15 protein-coding genes are annotated in these 17,156 nt (G+C 66.5%); 9 read left to right on the top strand and 6 right to left on the bottom strand.

Going from position 1 to position 17,156, the window contains the following annotated elements; translation table 11 throughout:
* The first annotated feature begins 53 nt into the window (after nt 1-53).
* Nucleotides 54-338, top strand: a complete 285-nt coding sequence (locus GBZ26_RS01975) for a glycine zipper family protein (RefSeq protein ID WP_174437362.1) — start codon at nt 54-56, stop codon at nt 336-338.
* Between the two features lie 186 nt (nt 339-524).
* Here the strand turns inward: GBZ26_RS01975 and GBZ26_RS01970 are convergent, their stop codons facing one another.
* Nucleotides 525-1,070, bottom strand: coding sequence for a hypothetical protein (locus tag GBZ26_RS01970; RefSeq protein WP_174437361.1), 546 nt, complete (start codon nt 1,068-1,070; stop codon nt 525-527).
* Between the two features lie 248 nt (nt 1,071-1,318).
* Complete coding sequence (locus GBZ26_RS01965) at nt 1,319-2,167, bottom strand: DUF2092 domain-containing protein (RefSeq protein ID WP_174437360.1); 849 nt, start codon at nt 2,165-2,167, stop codon at nt 1,319-1,321.
* 620 nt (nt 2,168-2,787) lie between these two features.
* On the opposite strand from GBZ26_RS01965, the gene GBZ26_RS01960 reads away from it, so the two are divergent.
* Nucleotides 2,788-3,411 carry a hypothetical protein gene (locus GBZ26_RS01960; protein ID WP_174437359.1) on the top strand — a complete coding sequence of 208 codons (624 nt, stop codon included), beginning with the start codon at nt 2,788-2,790 and terminating at the stop codon, nt 3,409-3,411.
* Nucleotides 3,412-3,561: 150 nt separating this feature from the next.
* A complete protein-coding gene (locus tag GBZ26_RS01955) occupies nt 3,562-5,487 on the top strand; it encodes an esterase/lipase family protein (RefSeq protein ID WP_174437358.1) in 1,926 nt (641 codons plus the stop codon).
* 70 nt (nt 5,488-5,557) lie between these two features.
* On the opposite strand, the gene ppk2 is transcribed toward GBZ26_RS01955, so the two are convergent.
* The gene (gene ppk2, locus GBZ26_RS01950; RefSeq protein ID WP_174437357.1) at nt 5,558-6,388 is read right to left on the bottom strand and encodes a polyphosphate kinase 2; all 831 of its coding nucleotides are present in this window, start codon (nt 6,386-6,388) and stop codon (nt 5,558-5,560) included.
* An 89-nt stretch (nt 6,389-6,477) separates the two neighbouring features.
* Entirely contained in the window at nt 6,478-6,729 is a 252-nt protein-coding gene (locus GBZ26_RS01945; RefSeq protein WP_174437356.1) for a hypothetical protein, read from the bottom strand.
* A gap of 506 nt (nt 6,730-7,235) precedes the next feature.
* Here GBZ26_RS01945 and GBZ26_RS30825 point away from each other — a divergent pair.
* The 3 genes from GBZ26_RS30825 (at nt 7,236) to GBZ26_RS01930 (ending at nt 10,435) form a co-directional block, all read left to right on the top strand.
* Entirely contained in the window at nt 7,236-9,113 is a 1,878-nt protein-coding gene (locus tag GBZ26_RS30825; protein ID WP_174437355.1) for a tetratricopeptide repeat protein, read from the top strand.
* 131 nt (nt 9,114-9,244) lie between these two features.
* Nucleotides 9,245-9,652 (top strand): EF-hand domain-containing protein, encoded by a 408-nt coding sequence (locus GBZ26_RS01935; RefSeq protein WP_174437354.1) that lies wholly within the window; start codon nt 9,245-9,247, stop codon nt 9,650-9,652.
* Nucleotides 9,653-9,862: 210 nt separating this feature from the next.
* Entirely contained in the window at nt 9,863-10,435 is a 573-nt protein-coding gene (locus GBZ26_RS01930) for a DUF2087 domain-containing protein (protein ID WP_174437353.1), read from the top strand.
* 30 nt (nt 10,436-10,465) lie between these two features.
* Here the strand turns inward: GBZ26_RS01930 and GBZ26_RS01925 are convergent, their stop codons facing one another.
* Both GBZ26_RS01925 and GBZ26_RS01920 read right to left on the bottom strand, forming a co-directional pair.
* Nucleotides 10,466-11,194: an aspartate/glutamate racemase family protein gene (locus GBZ26_RS01925; RefSeq protein WP_174437352.1), complete on the bottom strand. Its 729-nt coding sequence runs from the start codon at nt 11,192-11,194 to the stop codon at nt 10,466-10,468.
* A 61-nt stretch (nt 11,195-11,255) separates the two neighbouring features.
* On the bottom strand, nt 11,256-12,704 hold the full coding sequence (locus GBZ26_RS01920) for a helix-turn-helix domain-containing protein (protein WP_174437351.1): 1,449 nt from the start codon (nt 12,702-12,704) through the stop codon (nt 11,256-11,258).
* A 219-nt stretch (nt 12,705-12,923) separates the two neighbouring features.
* Between GBZ26_RS01920 and GBZ26_RS01915 the strand changes: the two genes are divergently transcribed.
* Genes GBZ26_RS01915 through GBZ26_RS01905 form a run of 3 tightly spaced genes read left to right on the top strand, consistent with a single transcriptional unit; the run spans nt 12,924 to nt 17,112 of the window.
* The gene (locus tag GBZ26_RS01915) at nt 12,924-14,456 is read left to right on the top strand and encodes an acyl-CoA carboxylase subunit beta (protein WP_137141242.1); all 1,533 of its coding nucleotides are present in this window, start codon (nt 12,924-12,926) and stop codon (nt 14,454-14,456) included.
* A 23-nt stretch (nt 14,457-14,479) separates the two neighbouring features.
* Complete coding sequence (gene accC / locus GBZ26_RS01910; protein ID WP_174437387.1) at nt 14,480-16,480, top strand: acetyl-CoA carboxylase biotin carboxylase subunit; 2,001 nt, start codon at nt 14,480-14,482, stop codon at nt 16,478-16,480.
* A gap of 38 nt (nt 16,481-16,518) precedes the next feature.
* Nucleotides 16,519-17,112, top strand: coding sequence for a biotin transporter BioY (locus GBZ26_RS01905; protein ID WP_174437350.1), 594 nt, complete (start codon nt 16,519-16,521; stop codon nt 17,110-17,112).
* The last annotated feature ends 44 nt before the right edge of the window (nt 17,113-17,156 follow it).

The raw sequence follows: 17,156 nt of genomic DNA, 5'->3' as shown, positions 1-17,156 counted from the left end.
CTCCGCCGCGGTCCACGGTTTTTGATCGAAGGCCAACCAGGATGGGAAAGACCATGAAACTCATACCGCTCTTCCGCGTCGCCCTCATCGCGCTTCCCCTTGCCGCTTGCGCCGACATGTCGCCGACCCAGCAGCGCGCGCTCACCGGCACGACCGGGGGCGCCGCCGGCGGGGCGCTGATCGGCGCCATAGCCGGCAACGCCGGCATGGGTGCCGCTATCGGCGCCGGCGCCGGCCTGGCCGGCGGTCTGCTCTACGACTATCACAAGCGGACCGAGGCCTCGGCCTATCAGCGCGGCGTGCAGCAGGGGTCCTCCCAGCGAAGCGGCACTCAGTGACCGCTCGGGCTCATCGACGCTCGGGCCCATCTACGCTCGGGGGGCGTCCGCTGGCGGGAGAGCTTTCGCCATGACGCTGATCTCAATGGAGGGCAAGCGCGGCCTTGTCACGGGCACCGCGCAAGACAGCATCAGGGCGTCCGCGCCCGCCCTGGTGCTGTCACGCCATGACCACGCTCACAGCGGTCAGTATCCGGGAGGCGCAGCGACGGTGACGTAGGTGACGCTTCCGTCCACATAGCTGCGATTGTACCAGGTTCCGCCGCAGCCGTAGTAGCTGACGCCGCCGTACGGCACGATGGTGGGGGTGCAGGGAAGCACCGTCACATAGTTGGGCCTCGCCGTGGCGGCACCGGCGATATAGCCGGCGGTCGCTCCAACCGCCGCACCCGCAAGAGCCCAGCCCCAATCGTCGTCATCGTCGTCGTAGTGATGGCCGTCCCAGTCGTTGGCGATGTTCTGCGCCGCGTAGGCCCGCGACTCCGTGCGTTCGGTCTGGCCTTGCTGGCGGGCTTCCGTGCGTTCGGTCTGGCCCTGCTGCCGCTGCCCCTGCCTCTCGGTCCGCTCCTGCTGGCCCGACGTGCGCGTGTCGGCCCGGGAGTCCGTGCGCGTCTGCTTCGTCTCGGCGCGTTGCGCGGAACGCTCCGTAGCGCCGGTCTGCCGGGACGCCGTCTGCGCGGAGGCCATCCGGTCGCTCGACCGCTGGGTGGCTCCGGCCTGACGAGCCCCCACTCCCGCCGTGGATCGTCACGCCGTGGAACGCTGAGCGGAAAAGCCGCCACCCGCCGCCGGACCGGATCGGGAATAACCCCCTCCGCCCGCTCGGCCTCCTCCTCCTCCGCCGCCGCCGCGACCGCCGCCGCGGGCATAGGCATCCGCGACCGATCCAGCCACCAGAAGCAGGGATGCCGCGATGGAAAAGGCGATCTTTGACGATGGCGTTGATGATGGCCTTGACGATGGCTGTGACGACGACCTGTTCATTTCGGCGCTCCTTCCGAACTGCCGGCCGCGGTTCGGCGGACACGGACCATCACCGGGATGCGTTCCGCGCCGTCCGGAGGGTGGAAGGCGAGCTGCACCGGCTGGACGTCGGGGTTGAGGTTCCATTCGGAAAAGTCGGCCCGGTATTGCGGCTCGCCTTCGTCGGCCTTGTAGGTGATGGTCACGCGCTGCGGCAGAGGCGGGCCTTCGGTGGCGATCCAGATCTGGAAGTCGACGTCCTCGGTCCGCCCCGCCAAGTGATCGGTCGGCACCGCCGTGAGCATGTCCCGCTCCACATAATCGAGCGACTGAAGGCGTTGCTCCAGTTCATCCGGCAGCGTGCTGACCAGCAGCAGCGCCAGCGGCAGCCGCACCCGAAGATCCTGGACCAGATAGCGCACGGCGTCGTCGATGGTGCCGGACCGGTCGATCTGGCCATAGACGTTCTCATCCACGTTGAGCACGGAGATCGCCTTGCCGTCGAACGTCACCAGCGACCGCTTCCCGTCGCTTTCCTGCGCTTCGACCCGCAGCCCGTCGGGACGGTTCAGGGTGACGGCGCGCCGCTCGCTGAACGTGATCTTCTCGCCCGTATCCTGAACCACGTCGTAACTGGCCCGGATGGTCACGGTGAAGCGCTGGGTTTGGGCGAGCGTGTCGGCCATGCGCAGCAGGACGCTCATCGCCTCGTCGTCGATCGGCGAGCCTTCCGGTTCGTCCTGCTCGACCGCTTGCGGCGGGCTGTCGGGGGGCGGTGCTTCGGCCCCGAAGGCGGGCCCGACCAGGACGAACGCGCAGAGCGCTGGGAACAGCGCCGACCGTATCAGCCACCTGGGTCCGTTCATCAAAGTCCCTCCTGGCCCGGATGCCGCGCCCGGATGCCGCGCCGACGGTCATGCTCCCGCGAGCCGACTCCGGAAGTCATTGAGCAACATGGAGCGGAGCCATTGAAAGTAGCAGCCACGTTCAACGCGGGCCGCTACGGTAACGCTGCCCGGAGTTGCCGGCGCACCCGCAAATATGCGCGTTGCTCGGAAGGGTGCCGGGGGCGGGGCTGAGTCTCTGTTGAAAAGAAACACCGCTCGACCGCCGCCTCCTCATGGTTGGGACCCTTGATGGCGGTTGATGGCCGTTTCCCGTGGTGATCGGCGGCGGCAAACCCTAATGGTGCCAAGTACGCTACCGTAACATCCATTACGGTAACTGAAATCGCTGAAGCCGTCCGATGCTTACGCTCTTCGCCGTGCCGGGTGTGTTCTGAGCGCTTGGTCCAACGGCAGAGGTCGGCGAAGTCCAGGCTACCGTAGAATACTCGTCAGAGACCGCCTCTCCGGCTAAAGGACTTGGCTGTGGACAACAACGTTCCACACCGGGACGTTCCACACCGGATGGTTCCAGACCCGCACGCCGACTTTGCGCTTCAGAGGCGGCGGTGGGGCATGACGGGCAAAAACAGGAGGATAGCATGAAGCGTCGTGCAACCTTGCCAACGGTCACCGCCACCGCGGTGGGCATTCTCTGCGGCGCGCTCCTGGCGGCGGTCACCGTTCCGCATCCGGCATCGGCGCAGAGCAGGCCCGTTCTGACGAACGTCATTCCGGAAAGCGCCGCCGTCACCCTTCACGCGAAGATCACAGGCATCGATGCGGACAAGCGGAAGGTCACACTGGCCGGACGGTCGGGCACGCCGGTCTCCGTCATGGCCGGGCCGGCGGTGCGTTTGGAGATGCTGAAGGTGGGAGACACCGTCGACGCGCAGTTCTACCGCTCCGTGGCCTTCATGGTGTCGCAACCCGGCACCCCCGTGCCCGAGGACGAGGTGCAGCAGGCAGTCGCGCGCCCGGCCGAGGCGCCGGGCGGTATCGGCGTGCAGGTGACACGGCTCAGCGGGCTGGTCGTCGGCATCGACCTCGGTGCGAACAGCGTCGACCTCGTCAATCCCAACGGCGGCGAGGTCTACACCGTCAGCGTGACGGACCCCGCCCGTCAGGCGAAGCTCCCCTCGCTGAAGGTCGGCGACACGATCACGGCCGTCGTCAGCGAGGCCATTGCGGTGTCGATCGAGCCGGCGCGCAAGAGCTGGTTCTGAGCGGCGGTCATTGCGAGCGCATTCGAGCCGCGAGCGCATGTGAAGTGTGTGGACCAGGAGCACGGGCCAACAGCACGGGCGGAGGGCATGGGAGTGCACGCAAGCCAGGATGCCCGGACGGTGGCGGCGGTCCGCACCGGAGGCTGCGGGATGAGGCGGCCGCCCTTTCCTCGGGGCTTCACCGTCGCGGTTCTTCTGGCCGCGACGGTCCTGGCCGAGGGTTGTGCGTCGGCGGTCAGCGTCGAGCGCGTGGACCATGTCACCGTCCACCGGCAGCTCACGCACAATGTCCTGTCGGCGCACGCGCTCAGCGATCCGAGCCACAACGTGCTGCGCCGGTGGTCTCTGACGGACCGCTTCCTGGCGCAGCCGGAAAACGCCATGGCCGACCTCCGCGCGGTGGTCGTGCAAGGGCGTGGCGGCGCCGACGAGATCTTCGCCCTGGCCGAGATGTCGTTCCTGCACGCCGAGGAGCGGGGAGGGCGGCCCTATTATCTGGCGTCCGCCCTGTACGCCTACGCGTTTCTTTTTCCGGGAAGCGTGGACCAGCCGCCCAGCCCCTACGATCCACGGTTCCGGCTGGCCACCGACCTGTACAACCGTGGTCTGACCTCCGGGCTGGCGACGGAGGACAGAACCGGCATCGCCATTCGGGAGGCGCGCCACCCGCTGCCGTTCGGTGAATTGGATGTGGGCTTCGATCCTCGGGAACTGGTGTGGGGCGGGCGCCAGCTGACCGGCTTCTTTCCGGTCGCCGAACTGGAGGTTCATGGCCTCGACGCCCGTTATCGCCAGCCCGGCATCGGCGCCCCCTTGGCGGCTGGAACCACGCAGGGCACCCTCGCGAAGGGCTTCCAGGTCGCCCCACGCGTCAAGACGCCCGTGACCGCGCTGCTGCGCATCCCCGATCCCCGGAGCCAGATCACGGGCGGGCAGGTGCGCGCGCAACTCGAACTCTATCCCTCATCCGACACCGAAGCGGTGCTGATCGACCGCCGACCCGTGCCGCTGGAGGTCGAGTACACCTCCACGCTGGCCTACATGCTGGACGGCATGCCGGTCTGGGAATTCGAGTTCGGCGGCTTCCTGCGCGGCGCCCTGCTGGACAAGATGCCGTCCCGCCTGGTCGCGCTGGAACCCTACCGGTCCGGCCGCATTCCCGTCGTCTTCGTTCACGGGACGGCGTCGAGCCCGGTGCGCTGGGCCGAGATGCTGAACGATCTGAAGAGCGACCCGCGCATCCGCGACCATTTCCAGTTCTGGTTCTTCAGCTATGAAACGGGCAACCCCGTTCCCTATTCCGCCCTGTTGCTGCGTGACGCGCTGCAGGACGCGGTGGCCGCCCTGGACCCGTCCGGGCAGGAACCGGCGCTGCACGAGATGGTCGTCATCGGGCACAGCCAGGGCGGCCTGCTGACCAAAATGGTGGCGGTGAACACCGGCCCCCGGCTGTGGAACGCGGCGTTCCGCAAGCCGCCCGACCAGCTTCAGCTCGATCGGGACACGCGCGACCTGCTGACGCGCGCCCTGTTCGTGAAGCCGGTTCCGTCGGTCAAACGCCTCGTCTTCATCGCCACGCCGCACGGCGGCAGCTATGTCGCCGGCAACCGGATCAGCCAACTGGTCGCAAGCCTCGTGCGATTGCCGGGGCGCATCCTGAAAGTGACCTCGGAAATCGGCCGGCTGGACGACGCCAGCACCGCGCTTGCCGGACAGACGGGGTTTGGCAGCGTCCATGCCATGACCCCGGGCAGCCTGCTCGTCCAGACCCTGGCGCACACCCCCATCGCCGAGGGGGTCAAGGCCCACTCGATCATCGCGGTGCGCGGCGACGGACCGGTCGAAACCGGCGACGATGGCGTCGTGGAGTACAAGAGCGCCCACATCGACGGGGTCGAATCCGAATATGTCGTGCGTTCCGGACACTCGACGCAGTCCGATCCGCGCACCATCGAGGAGGTGCGCCGCATCCTTCTCCTCCATTGGGAGGAATCCTGCACGAAACGCACCGAGTGCGGACCGCCGGTCAGCGGCGCCAATGCGGGCGCCCGGCGCATCGCGAGCCGGACCCGATGACGGTGCGAACCGCGCCAAACCGTGAACCGCGCCGAACGGGTGCTGCGTTGACCGGGGATGACGTTCGGCTTCATCCCGTAGGCCAATGCCGTTCCGGAATGACCTTCAACGGGTAATTGGGCTCCTCATAGCCGTTCGGGTCCTGGCGCTTGGGCAGCGTCACGGTTTCCCTAGGCAAATCCTCGTAGGGGATGTGGTCGAGCAGGTGGCGGATGATGTTCAGGCGCGCCTGCCTCTTGTCGTCCGACCGCGCGACGAACCACGGGGCCCAGGAGGTGTCGGTCTCCGCAAACATGTCATCGCGGGCGCGGGAGTAGTCGTACCAGCGGCTGTAGGACTTCAAGTCCATCGGCGACAGCTTCCAGACCTTCCGTCCATCGTTGATCCGTGCTTGCAGACGGCGCGTCTGCTCTTTCGGACTGACTTCAAGCCAATATTTCAGCAGAATCACCCCGGACTCGATGATGGCCTTCTCCACGCTCGGGACGGCGTCGAGGAACCGCTTCACCTGTTCCTCGGTGCAAAAGCCCATCACCCGCTCGACCCCGGCGCGGTTGTACCAGCTCCGGTCGAAAATGACGACTTCCCCGGCAGCCGGCAGATGCGGAATGTAACGTTGAATGTACATTTGCGACTTTTCGCGCTCGGTCGGCGTGGGCAGGGCAATGACTCGGAACACCCGCGGGCTCACGCGTTCCGTGATGGCCTTGATGGTTCCGCCTTTGCCGGCGGTGTCGCGCCCTTCGAAGACGACACAGATCTTCATGCCTTTGTGAACAACCCATTGTTGCAGCTTCACCAGTTCGACATGAAGCTCCGCAAGCGCGCGTTCATAGTCCCGCCGCTTGAGCTTTTGTTGCGCGTGCTCCACGCGCTGCGTGGTCTTCAGCTTCTTTGCCATGCTCATCATCCTCGCGGACGGGTGTTCAGTGCAATCGGTGACGGGGCTGGCGGTTCATTGACGGGCTCGGCGGCAGGCTCAGCGGATGGTCATACTCCATCGATCCGGCTCTGGAGTTCGAGCAGGATCTCCTGTTCGAGATCCGCGATGAGATCGCGGCACGCATCGGTGCGTTTCGAGCGCCGACCACTGTTCGATGCTTCCCATCCGCGCAAAATCTCGACAGCTTCTCCATAATCTTCGCAAAGGCTGCGAAAGAACCGGTTGTCGGCGCTGTGTTGTTTGAGTATCTCCTCCAAATCCGGGAACCGCTCCACGACGTGCCGTAGCTTACCGGACATAGGCTAGTCTCCCCGCTTCTGGAAGAGCGCCGGGGTGCCTGCCTTATTCCGGACTTTGCTCCTGAACAATTTTCACTGGATTGTCCGCCGCCTTGAAGCGTGAAACGGTTGGTGTTGATACCGTAACAGGTAAACAGAGCGGATTTTGTGTTACGCAAAAAGGTAAGGGTATTGCGATTCCGGGCGAAGCAATGCAGCCAGAACGTAAGAGTAAGGCGTCTATACCGTCAGTGTGTGTTTATGGCGCTACTTGTTTGGAATAGACTGCTTCATGGCTTTGAATCTTCATAGTTTTTTGCAATGATCGCGTGTGAGCTTCGCGTGGAAAACTTTATGCATATTATAGTAACTTCACAAAATGCATGTTCCATGCGCGCCGTGATCATGATGTCCACAGCTTCAGGCGCATCGCTTGAGCAGGCTGTCCCGGCATGAACCGCATGGTGTAGCCACCGCTTGCCTCGTGGGCGCGACTGCCGGATGGACCTAACGGAAGGAGGGCGCTCGTGCTTCACGCCTCCGACGAACCGCAGACCACTGATTTGCCCATATCCACCATCACCGCACCGCTCATCGAAGCGGCGCTGGCGCGCGTGCTGTCCAGCCGCAGCCTGCGTGGTTCCGCCCGTGGCCGCCGCTTTCTGCAGTTCGTCGTGCAGGAGGCTTTGGCCGGACGTGCCAATCGCATCAAGGCCTACACCATCGCCATCGACGTGTTCGACCGTGATGCCAGCTTCGACCCGCTGCTCGATCCGGTGGTCCGCATCCAGGCTGGGCGACTTCGCCGCGCCCTGGAGCACTATTATCTGACCGAAGGCGCCGCCGACTCCCTGCGCATCGCCATTCCCAAGGGGGGCTACGTTCCCCAATTCTCGCTGGTGCCGGTCACTGCCGGGAGCGACCTTCCGAACGATGTTTCCGGCCCGGCGCCGGAGCCGGCCCGTGTAGAGTTGGACCCACCCCGCGCGCCGCTCTTCCTCCGACGCCTTGCCGACCGTCCGCTTCGCTGGCTGGCCGTCGCAGCCATGGTCACGCTTCTGGCCGTGGTCGGCCTGGCGCTCTTCGGCGGGTGGCGTGGCGTTGCTCCCGTCCCGACGAAGGGCGCCCTGGAGCGCGCCACGGCGCCGGCCATGACACAACGAGCGGTGCGGGGGCCGGCGCTGTTGGTTCTGCCGTTCACCAACGGCTCCGGAGATCCGACTCTCGATCTCGTCGCCGATGGCATCACCGAGGATCTCGTCGCGGCGCTCATCCGCTTCGAGGATTTTTTGGTCTTCGGTGCCGACACCAGCTTCCGCTACCCTTCGGCGCCGGCCTTGCGCGATGCCGTGCCAGCCACCCGCGTCGACTACATGCTGAAGGGCAGCGTCGCTCAGACCGGTGACTACATCCAAGTCACGGCCACCCTGATCGCGGCCAAGGACCATCGTTACCTTTGGTCGGACAGTTTCCGTCGCGCCGTCACGCCGGCCAACCTGCTTGATCTGCGCCATGACATCGCCGTTCAGGTCGCCCGTACCCTGGCGCAATCGGACGGCGTGATCGAGCGTGAGGAAGCGCGGCTGAACGGCCAGCACGCACCACAGGATCTTTCATCCTATGCCTGCCTTCTGCGCACCCGCCAGTATTGGCGCCAGCTCAGTGTCGCCCTCCACGCCGAGGTGCGCGATTGCCTCGAACGGGTGACCAGAAGCGACCCCGGCTACCCGGAAGCCTGGGCGGCGCTGGCCATGATCACCATCGACGAAGCCCGGCTCGGCTTCAATCCCAGTCCGGCGCGCCCCGATCCGATCGATGACGGGCTGCAATTGGCCGAGCATGCGGTGACGCTGGCTCCGGACAGCGCGCTGTCCTATCAGGCGCTCGGGCTTGCCTTGTGGTTGAGCCGCGAGCCGCAGCGCAGCATCGCCGCGTACGAACGGGCGCTCGCGCTCAACCCGAACGACAGCGCGATCCTCGCCGACCTTGGGCGCTGCTACAGCTTGACCGGCGAGTGGGAGCGCGGCATTCCGCTGATCCGCGAGGCGTTCACGCGCAATCCGGCGCAGCCGAGCTGGTACCGCATTGTGATTGCCACCCATCATTATATGAACGGTCGTTATGACGACGCTCTCGAGGAGATGCGGCGGGCCAATCTGGGTCGGGAGGTCATTCTCGGCCACGTCGCGCTGGCGATGATCCACGGCCAAACCGGAAACCGGACCGAGGCGGCGAAAGCGGTTTCCGAGATCCTGCGGCTCGACCCGAACTTCGCGGTCAAGGCGATCTCCGAATTCGAACGGCGCAACATCCACCCGGACATCATCGTCCGGATCGTTGATGGCCTGCGCAAGGCCGGGCTTGCCATTCCGCCGTCACAGATGGCCAACGGCGCGGGGTTGTGAGCGCCGTGATGCAACACGGCGTTACCGTAGCATTCCCGAAAGCGGCTGCATGCTACTTTTGAAACGACGCCGGCCTGCGCCCCGATAGTGGGGAGGAGCAGAGCATTTCGCTCTGAACAAGGAGATCGGCCATGGCTGCGAAGGCGCGAGTGGTGTGCACGTTGATTGCGGCCCTTGCGATGCACATGCACATTGCGGCGACCGCGGCGGCGGCTTCCGTGGAGTCTGCGCGCGACGCCAGGATCTTCGAGCTCCTCGACGACGATCAGGACGGCAGCGTCTCCATGATGGAGTTCAAGAACAACCAAATGCTGGTGTTCTATATTCTGGACCGCAACAAGGACCTTGCGCTGACCGCCGATGAGACCTTTCTGCCGACCGACGTGTTCGCGAGCATTGCCGGAGCTGACGGCAAGATCGACACCATTGAGTTCCTTGATATCGTCGATTCGGCCTTCAAACAGGCCGACACCAATCACGACGGGCTCCTTGATCGCCAGGAATTCGGCGCGCTGCTGAAACGCGTCAGGAACCGGTGAGTGAGCCGCCCCGGGTTTCCCGGTTGCCGTTGCCGCCGCCTTGCGGTAGAAAGCAGCTCTGGTCGGCAGTTCACCAAGGCGTCGCCGCCCCGTCGAGGGGAGCTAAACCTGCCACGACACTCTCTCGACCGACACCTCATCGCGTGCCGCGTCGGAAGTCGGCGACCACCGGCATCCCTTCGCGGATTGGCGCGTCGTGAGGATGATTCCATGTGCAGAACATCGCTGCCCTACAGCGCGGGCGACATTTCCGCGCTTGCGCGCTCCTTGCGCGCGCAACTCGCCGGCCGGGCCGAGCCGCCCGGCCATGTCGAATGGCTCAACATGCTGGCCAAGGCGGTCGGATGCCGGAACTTCCAGCATTTCCGAGCGCAGACGGCGGAACAGACGGCGGCGCAGGATCGCCTCGGCGCGACGGCCGAAGCGCCGCCACCGGCCGATCCGGTCAGGGTCCTGAAGGTGGCGCGCTGCTTCGACGCCGCCGGCGCCTTGCTGCGCTGGCCCCCGAAACGCTCCGAGCGGGATCTGTGCCTGTGGGTCCTGTGGTCACGGATCGCCGCCGGCCGGATGATGAGCGAGGGCGAGGTGAACGACCTCCTGCGCGACGGCCACCGTTTCGGCGACCATGTCCTGTTGCGCCGGGAACTGTGCGACTTCGGTCTGCTCGACCGGACTCGCGACGGGAGTGTCTATCGGCGCGTCGAGCGCCGGCCGCCGCCGGAGGCGCTCGCCATGATCCGCCGCTTGAAGCCTGTGCCCGCTACCGGACGGGCGCTGTCCTAAATGGTGCATCCCTCGCAGCGCGGAGGTGGCCTATTCGCCCAGCGCGAAGGCCACCGCCGCGTCGGTGTGGAGCGCCGTCGTGTTGAACATGGGGAACCCCGGCCGGTCGGCCTGATCGACCAGCAGGAAAATCTCGGTGCAGCCGAGGATCACCCCCTGCGCCCCGCCGGCGGCCAGCCGGTCGATGATCTCCAGGTAACGGGCCTTTGACTCCGGGCGCAAGTCGCGCCGCACCAGCTCGTCGAAGATGATGCGGTCCACGGCCTCCTTGTCGGGGTCGGAGGGCACCATGATCTCGACCCCGAAGCGCTCCTGGTAGCGGCGGCGCAGGTCCTCGGAGAGCATTGTCGCCATGGTGCCGAGCAGCGCCACCCGCGACAAGCCGGCGGCCCGCATCGCCGCGCCGGTCGGGTCGGCGATGTGGATGAAGGGGGTGGCGCGGTCGGCCATGATCGGCTCGACCACGCGGTGCATGGTGTTCGACACGCACAGGATGACGTCGGCCCCGGCGCGTTCCAGCGCGTTGACCTTGCCGGACAGATAGCGCTGCGCGGCGTCCCACTCGTTCCGGCGGACGAAATGCTCGATGTTGCCGAAGTTGACGCTGACGATGACGATCTCGCCGTTGTCCCAGCCGCCGAAGCGGGCGTTCAGCCCCTCGTTCAGCAGGCGGTAATATTCGGCGGTGGCCTGGTTGCTCATGCCGCCGAGGACGCCGATGGTCTTTTGGGGCAGGGGCCGGGCGGTGGACGTCGTCATGTCGTGATCCTGTCGGTTGAGGCCGCGGATGATAGAGCGGTCGCAACGGATCGCCAACCGTTCAGGCCTTCTCCACGGTCCGCCCCTCCTGGGTGAACAGGTAGGGGACGAAGCTGCGGTGGTGCTCGTCCACCGACAGCTGGCTGCCGATGGGCGGGAAGGCGCGCTGCTGGCAGTCGGTGCGCTCGCAGATGCGGCAGTTCACGCCGATGGGCACGGCGGCGGCCTCGTTGGAGGTGTCGATGCCGGCGGCGTAGACGATCTCGTTGGCGTGGGTCGCCTCGCAGCCCAGCCCGACGGCGAACTGGCGCGACGGCTTCAGATAGGCGCCGCCGCGCTTGGTCACCGTGCGGGCGATGCCGATGTAGGTGGTGCGATCGGGCATGGTGGCGAACTGCACCAGGATCTTGCCGGGCTGGGCGAAGGCCTCGTGCACGTTCCACAGCGGGCAGGCGCCGCCGAAGCGCGCGAAGTGGAAGCGCGTCGCCGAATGGCGCTTGGTGATGTTGCCGGCCATGTCCACCCGCACGAAGTAGAAGGGCAGGCCGCGCCCCCCCGGCCGCTGCAGGGTGGACAGCCGGTGGCAGACCTGCTCGAAGCTGGCGCCGAAGCGGCTCTGCAACTGCTCCACGTCGTGGCGCAGCGCGCGGGCCTGGGCGGCGAAGGCGCGGTAGGGCAGGACCAGAGCCCCCGCGAAATAGTTGGCGAGCCCGACCCGGCAGATCGACTGCGCGTCCTCGCTGGAGAACTTGGCCTGGGCGACCAGATCCTCGATGACGTCGCCGAAGCCGAGCAGGGCGATCTGGTGGGCCATGTGGAAGGCGCGGCTGGGGCCGTTCAGCAGGGCCGACAGGCGCAGCGTGCCGGTGCTGCCGTCGTAGCTGCGCATGGCCGTCTCGCCGTCGTCGGCGACGATCTTCACCCGCACGTCGTGCCGCCGCTTCAGATAGGCGGCCAGCTCGTTGAGCAGGGCGCCGGAGTGGATCTTCTCCGTGTCCCACAGCTTTTCCGCCGCCTCGTCCAGCGGGCCGATGTAGTTGTTGCAGTAGTGGAAATAGTCGCGGACCTCCTCGTAGGGGAACTGCGGCCCGGCGAAGGCGTCGCTCGGTTCCTGGTTGGACAGGCTGTCGGCCAGCGACTGCACCCGCTCGTGAAGCTTCTGATAGGCCTGATGCAGGCTCAGCACGCGGCGGGCCAGCTCCGGACTGGAGCCGACGGCGCTGCGCAACTCGGCGTTGGTCAGCGGCGCTCCGGCGAACAGCGGGTCGGCCAGGGCCTCGCGCAGGTCGGCGACCAGACGGCTGTCCTCGTCCTCCACGAAGTTGGACAGATCCACCTCGAACACGGCGGAGATCTTCAGCAGCACCGGCAGGGTCAGCGGGCGCTGGTTGTTCTCGATCTGGTTCAGGTAGCTTGGCGACAGGTCCAGCGTCTTGGCCAGCGCCGCCTGGGTCAGCCCGCGCTGCTCGCGCAGGCGGCGGAGCTTGTAGCCGAGGAAGAGCTTCTGCATGGACCCGCCTATCACCCGAAGATTATGCCGAAGTGCATATTTGCAACCTTGGCAAACCGCGCGCTGCGTTTGCAAAGATGTTCGCAACTTCGCACATTTTTCCCGCCCGGCCAATTGCCCTGTTGCAAATCTTGTGAATAATCCAGGCGTTCCGGTGAGAGGACCGCTGCCACAAGGTTCGCAAGGTCCTCCGCCGCTCGCCAAAGTGGGAAACGCCTGATGCAAGAAATTCTGGCCAAGTTGGACGCCATGCGCTCCGGTGCGCGGCTGGGCGGCGGCGAAAAGCGCGTCGCCGGGCAGCACGCCAAGGGCAAGCTGACCGCGCGGGAGCGCATCGAACTCTTCCTTGACGAAGGCTCGTTCGAGGAGTTCGACATGTTCGTGCAGCACCGCTGCAACGACTTCGGCATGGAAGGCCAGAAGGTTCCCGGCGACGGCGTGGTCACCGGTCACGGCACGGTGAACGGGCGTCTCGTCTTCGTCTTCAGCCAGGACTTCACCGTCTTCGGCGGCTCGCTGTCGGAAGCCCACGCCGAGAAGATCTGCAAGATCATGGATCAGGCGATGAAGGTCGGCGCGCCGGTCATTGGCCTGAACGACAGCGGCGGCGCCCGCATCCAGGAGGGCGTGGCCTCGCTCGGCGGCTACGCCGAGGTGTTCCAGCGCAACGTCAACGCCTCGGGCGTCATCCCGCAGATCTCCCTGATCATGGGGCCGTGCGCCGGCGGTGCGGTCTATTCGCCGGCCATGACCGACTTCATCTTCATGGTGAAGGACAGCTCCTACATGTTCGTGACCGGCCCGGACGTGGTGAAGACGGTCACGCACGAGGTGGTGACGGCGGAGGAGCTGGGCGGGGCGATCACCCATTCCAGCAAGTCCGGCGTCGCCGACATGGCCTTCGAGAACGACGTGGAGGCGCTGCTCCAGCTCCGCCGCTTCATCGACTTCCTGCCGGCCTCCAACCGCGAGCGGGCGCCGGAGCGTCCCTGCACCGACCCGATCGACCGCGACGACCTGTCGCTCGACACGCTGGTGCCGGAGAACCCGAACAAGCCCTACGACATGAAGGAGCTGATCCTCAAGACGGTCGACGAAGGCGACTTCTTCGAGCTTCAGCCGGACTACGCCAAGAACATCATCATCGGCTTCGGCCGCATGAACGGCAGCACGGTCGGCATCGTCGCCAACCAGCCGATGGTGCTCGCCGGCTGCCTGGACATCGACAGCTCCAAGAAGGCCGCGCGCTTCGTGCGCTTCTGCGACGCCTTCGAGATCCCGATCCTGACCCTGGTGGACGTCCCCGGCTTCATGCCCGGCACCTCGCAGGAATACGGCGGCATCATCAAGCACGGCGCCAAGCTGCTGTTCGCCTACGCCGAGGCCACCGTGCCGAAGATCACCGTCATCACGCGCAAGGCCTACGGCGGCGCCTATGACGTGATGGCGTCCAAGCATCTGCGCGGCGACATCAACTACGCCTGGCCGTCGGCGGAGATCGCGGTGATGGGGCCGAAGGGTGCCGTGGAGATCATCTTCCGCGGCGACATCGGCGACACCGCCAAGATCGAGGCGCGCACCGAGGAGTACCGGCAGAAGTTCGCCAACCCGTTCGTGGCGGCGTCGCGCGGCTACATCGACGACGTCATCATGCCGCACGGCACCCGCCGGCGCGTCATCAAGGCGCTGTCCATGCTGAAGAACAAGCAGCTCCAGAACCCCTGGCGCAAGCACGACAACATCCCGCTCTGAAGGCGCGCCGCCCCATGACGACCCTGTTCTCCAAGATCCTGATCGCGAACCGCGGCGAGATCGCCTGCCGCGTCATCCGCACGGCGCGCCGCCTGGGCATCAAGACGGTCGCCGTCTATTCGGACGCCGACAGGAACGCCCTGCACGTCGAGATGGCCGACGAGGCCGTCCACATCGGCGCCGCTCCTTCGGCGCAGAGCTACCTGTTGATCGACCGCATCGTCGACGCCTGCAAGAAGACCGGCGCCCAGGCCGTCCATCCCGGCTACGGCTTCCTGTCGGAGAAGCGCGAGTTCCAGGAGGCGCTGGCCGCGGCCGGGATCGCCTTCATCGGCCCGGACGCCCACGCCATCCAGGCGATGGGCGACAAGATCGAGTCCAAGAAGCTGGCCAAGGCCGCGGGCGTCAGCACGGTGCCCGGCTATCTGGGCGTCATCGCCGACGACAGCGAGGCGGTGACCATCGCCCGCGACATCGGCTATCCGGTGATGATCAAGGCGTCGGCCGGCGGCGGCGGCAAGGGCATGCGCGTGGCCTGGAACGACGAGGAGGCCCGCGAAGGCTTCCGCTCGGCCCAGAACGAGGCGCGCTCGTCCTTCGCCGACGACCGTGTCTTCGTCGAGAAGTACATCCAGCAGCCGCGCCACATCGAGATCCAGGTGCTGGCGGACGGGCAGGGCACGGCCCTGTACCTGGGCGAGCGCGAATGCTCGATCCAGCGCCGCCACCAGAAGGTCATCGAGGAGGCGCCGTCGCCCTTCCTCGACGCCGCCACCCGCAAGGCGATGGGCGAGCAGGCCGTGGCGCTGGCCCGCGCCGTGGACTACAAGTCCGCCGGCACGGTCGAATTCATCGTCGACGCCGAGCGCAACTTCTACTTCCTGGAGATGAACACCCGCCTCCAGGTGGAGCATCCGGTCACCGAGCTGGTCACCGGCCTCGACCTTGTCGAGCTGATGATCCGCGTCGCGGCGGGCGAGAAGCTGACGCTGCGCCAGGAGGACATCCACCTGCACGGCTGGGCCATCGAGTCCCGCGTTTATGCGGAGGACCCGTTCCGCAACTTCCTGCCCTCCACCGGTCGGCTGACCCACTACCGTCCGCCGTCGGAGGACCCGCATGTCCGCGTCGACACCGGCGTCTACGAGGGCGGCGAGATCTCCATGTACTACGACCCCATGATCGCCAAGCTGTGCAGCTGGGGTTCGACGCGCGACGCCGCCATCGCCCGCATGCGCGAGGCGCTGGACCAGTATTACATCCGCGGCGTCAGCCACAACATCCCGTTCCTCGCTTCGCTGATGGCCAACCCGCGCTTCGTCGAAGGCCGGCTGACCACCAACTTCATCGCCGAGGAATACCCCACCGGCTTCCACGCCTCCGACCTGCCGCCGGACGACCCGGCGATCCTGATTGCCGTGGCCGCGGTGATCCACCGCTGCCTGAACGACCGCGACATCCAGATCTCCGGCAAGATGCCGGGCAACAAGGTCCGGGTGCGCGACGACTGGGTCGTCGTGATGGACGGCGCGCAGCATCCGGTGCATGTCCACCCGACGGACGGCAGCCCGCAGCGCATCGGCTACACCGTCGATTTCGAGGGCAGGCACCATGTGGTGTGGAGCGACTGGACGCTCGGCCAGCCGCTGTTCCGCGGTACGGTGAACGGCGCGCATGTCTGCGTCCAGGTCGACCGCGTCGGCGTCGGCTACCGCCTGTCCCACTCCGGCGCCCAAGCGCTGGTCAAGGTGCTGACACCGAACGCCGCGCGGCTCGACGCGCTGATGCCGGTGAAGGCGCCGCCGGACATGTCGAAGTTCCTGCTGTCGCCGATGCCCGGCCTGCTCGTCTCGGTCGCCGTGACCGAGGGGCAGGAGGTCAAGGCCGGCGAGGTGCTGGCCGTGGTCGAGGCGATGAAGATGGAAAACATCCTGCGCGCGGCGCAGGATGGCACGGTGTCCAAGGTGCACGCGACGCCCGGCTCCAGCCTGGCGGTCGATCAGAAGATCCTGGAGTTCGCGTGAGCCAAGCGGGCTCCGACATATAGGGAAAGGTAAGGACGATGGCTTTCGCAAACACGCTTTCGCAGCGTGCCGCTTCGCTTCTCGAGACGGTCGCCCCGCGGGGCGGCCTGCTCACCGCCGCCACCGCGGCGGTTCTGGGCAGCCTGCTCCTGGCCGCCTCGGCCAAGGTGCAGGTGCCCTTCTGGCCGGTTCCGATGACGATGCAGAGCATGGTCGTCATCCTGCTCGGCATGGCCTACGGCAGCCGCCTCGCCACGGCGACGGTCCTGCTGTACCTGCTGGAAGGCCTCGCCGGTCTGCCGGTCTTCGCCGGTCCGGGCGCCGGCCCGGCCTATATGGCCGGCCCGACCGCCGGCTACCTGCTGGGCTTCGTCCTGGCCGCCGGCGTCACCGGCTGGCTGGCCGAGCGCGGCTGGGACCGCAGCCCGCTCAAGGCCGTCGGCGCCCTGGCGATCGGCCATGCCCTGCTGTTCGTTCCGGGCGTGGCCTGGATGGCCGTCCTGTTCGGCGGCGAGAAGGCCGTCGCTCTGGGCCTGACGCCGTTCCTGGCCGCCACGGTCCTGAAGACCGCGCTGGGTGCCGCGATCATGCAGGCCGCCTGGAAGGTCGTCGCCCGCCGGTCGCAGGCTTAATCAGGCTGGGTTTGCCCCCTCCCTAACCCTCCCCCGCCTTTGGC

The organism is Azospirillum formosense, from assembly GCF_013340925.1.
Taxonomy (GTDB): Bacteria; Pseudomonadota; Alphaproteobacteria; order Azospirillales; family Azospirillaceae; genus Azospirillum; species Azospirillum formosense.
The sequence above is the reverse complement of the archived record's forward strand: the minus strand, read 5'-3'. Positions and strand labels throughout refer to the sequence as shown.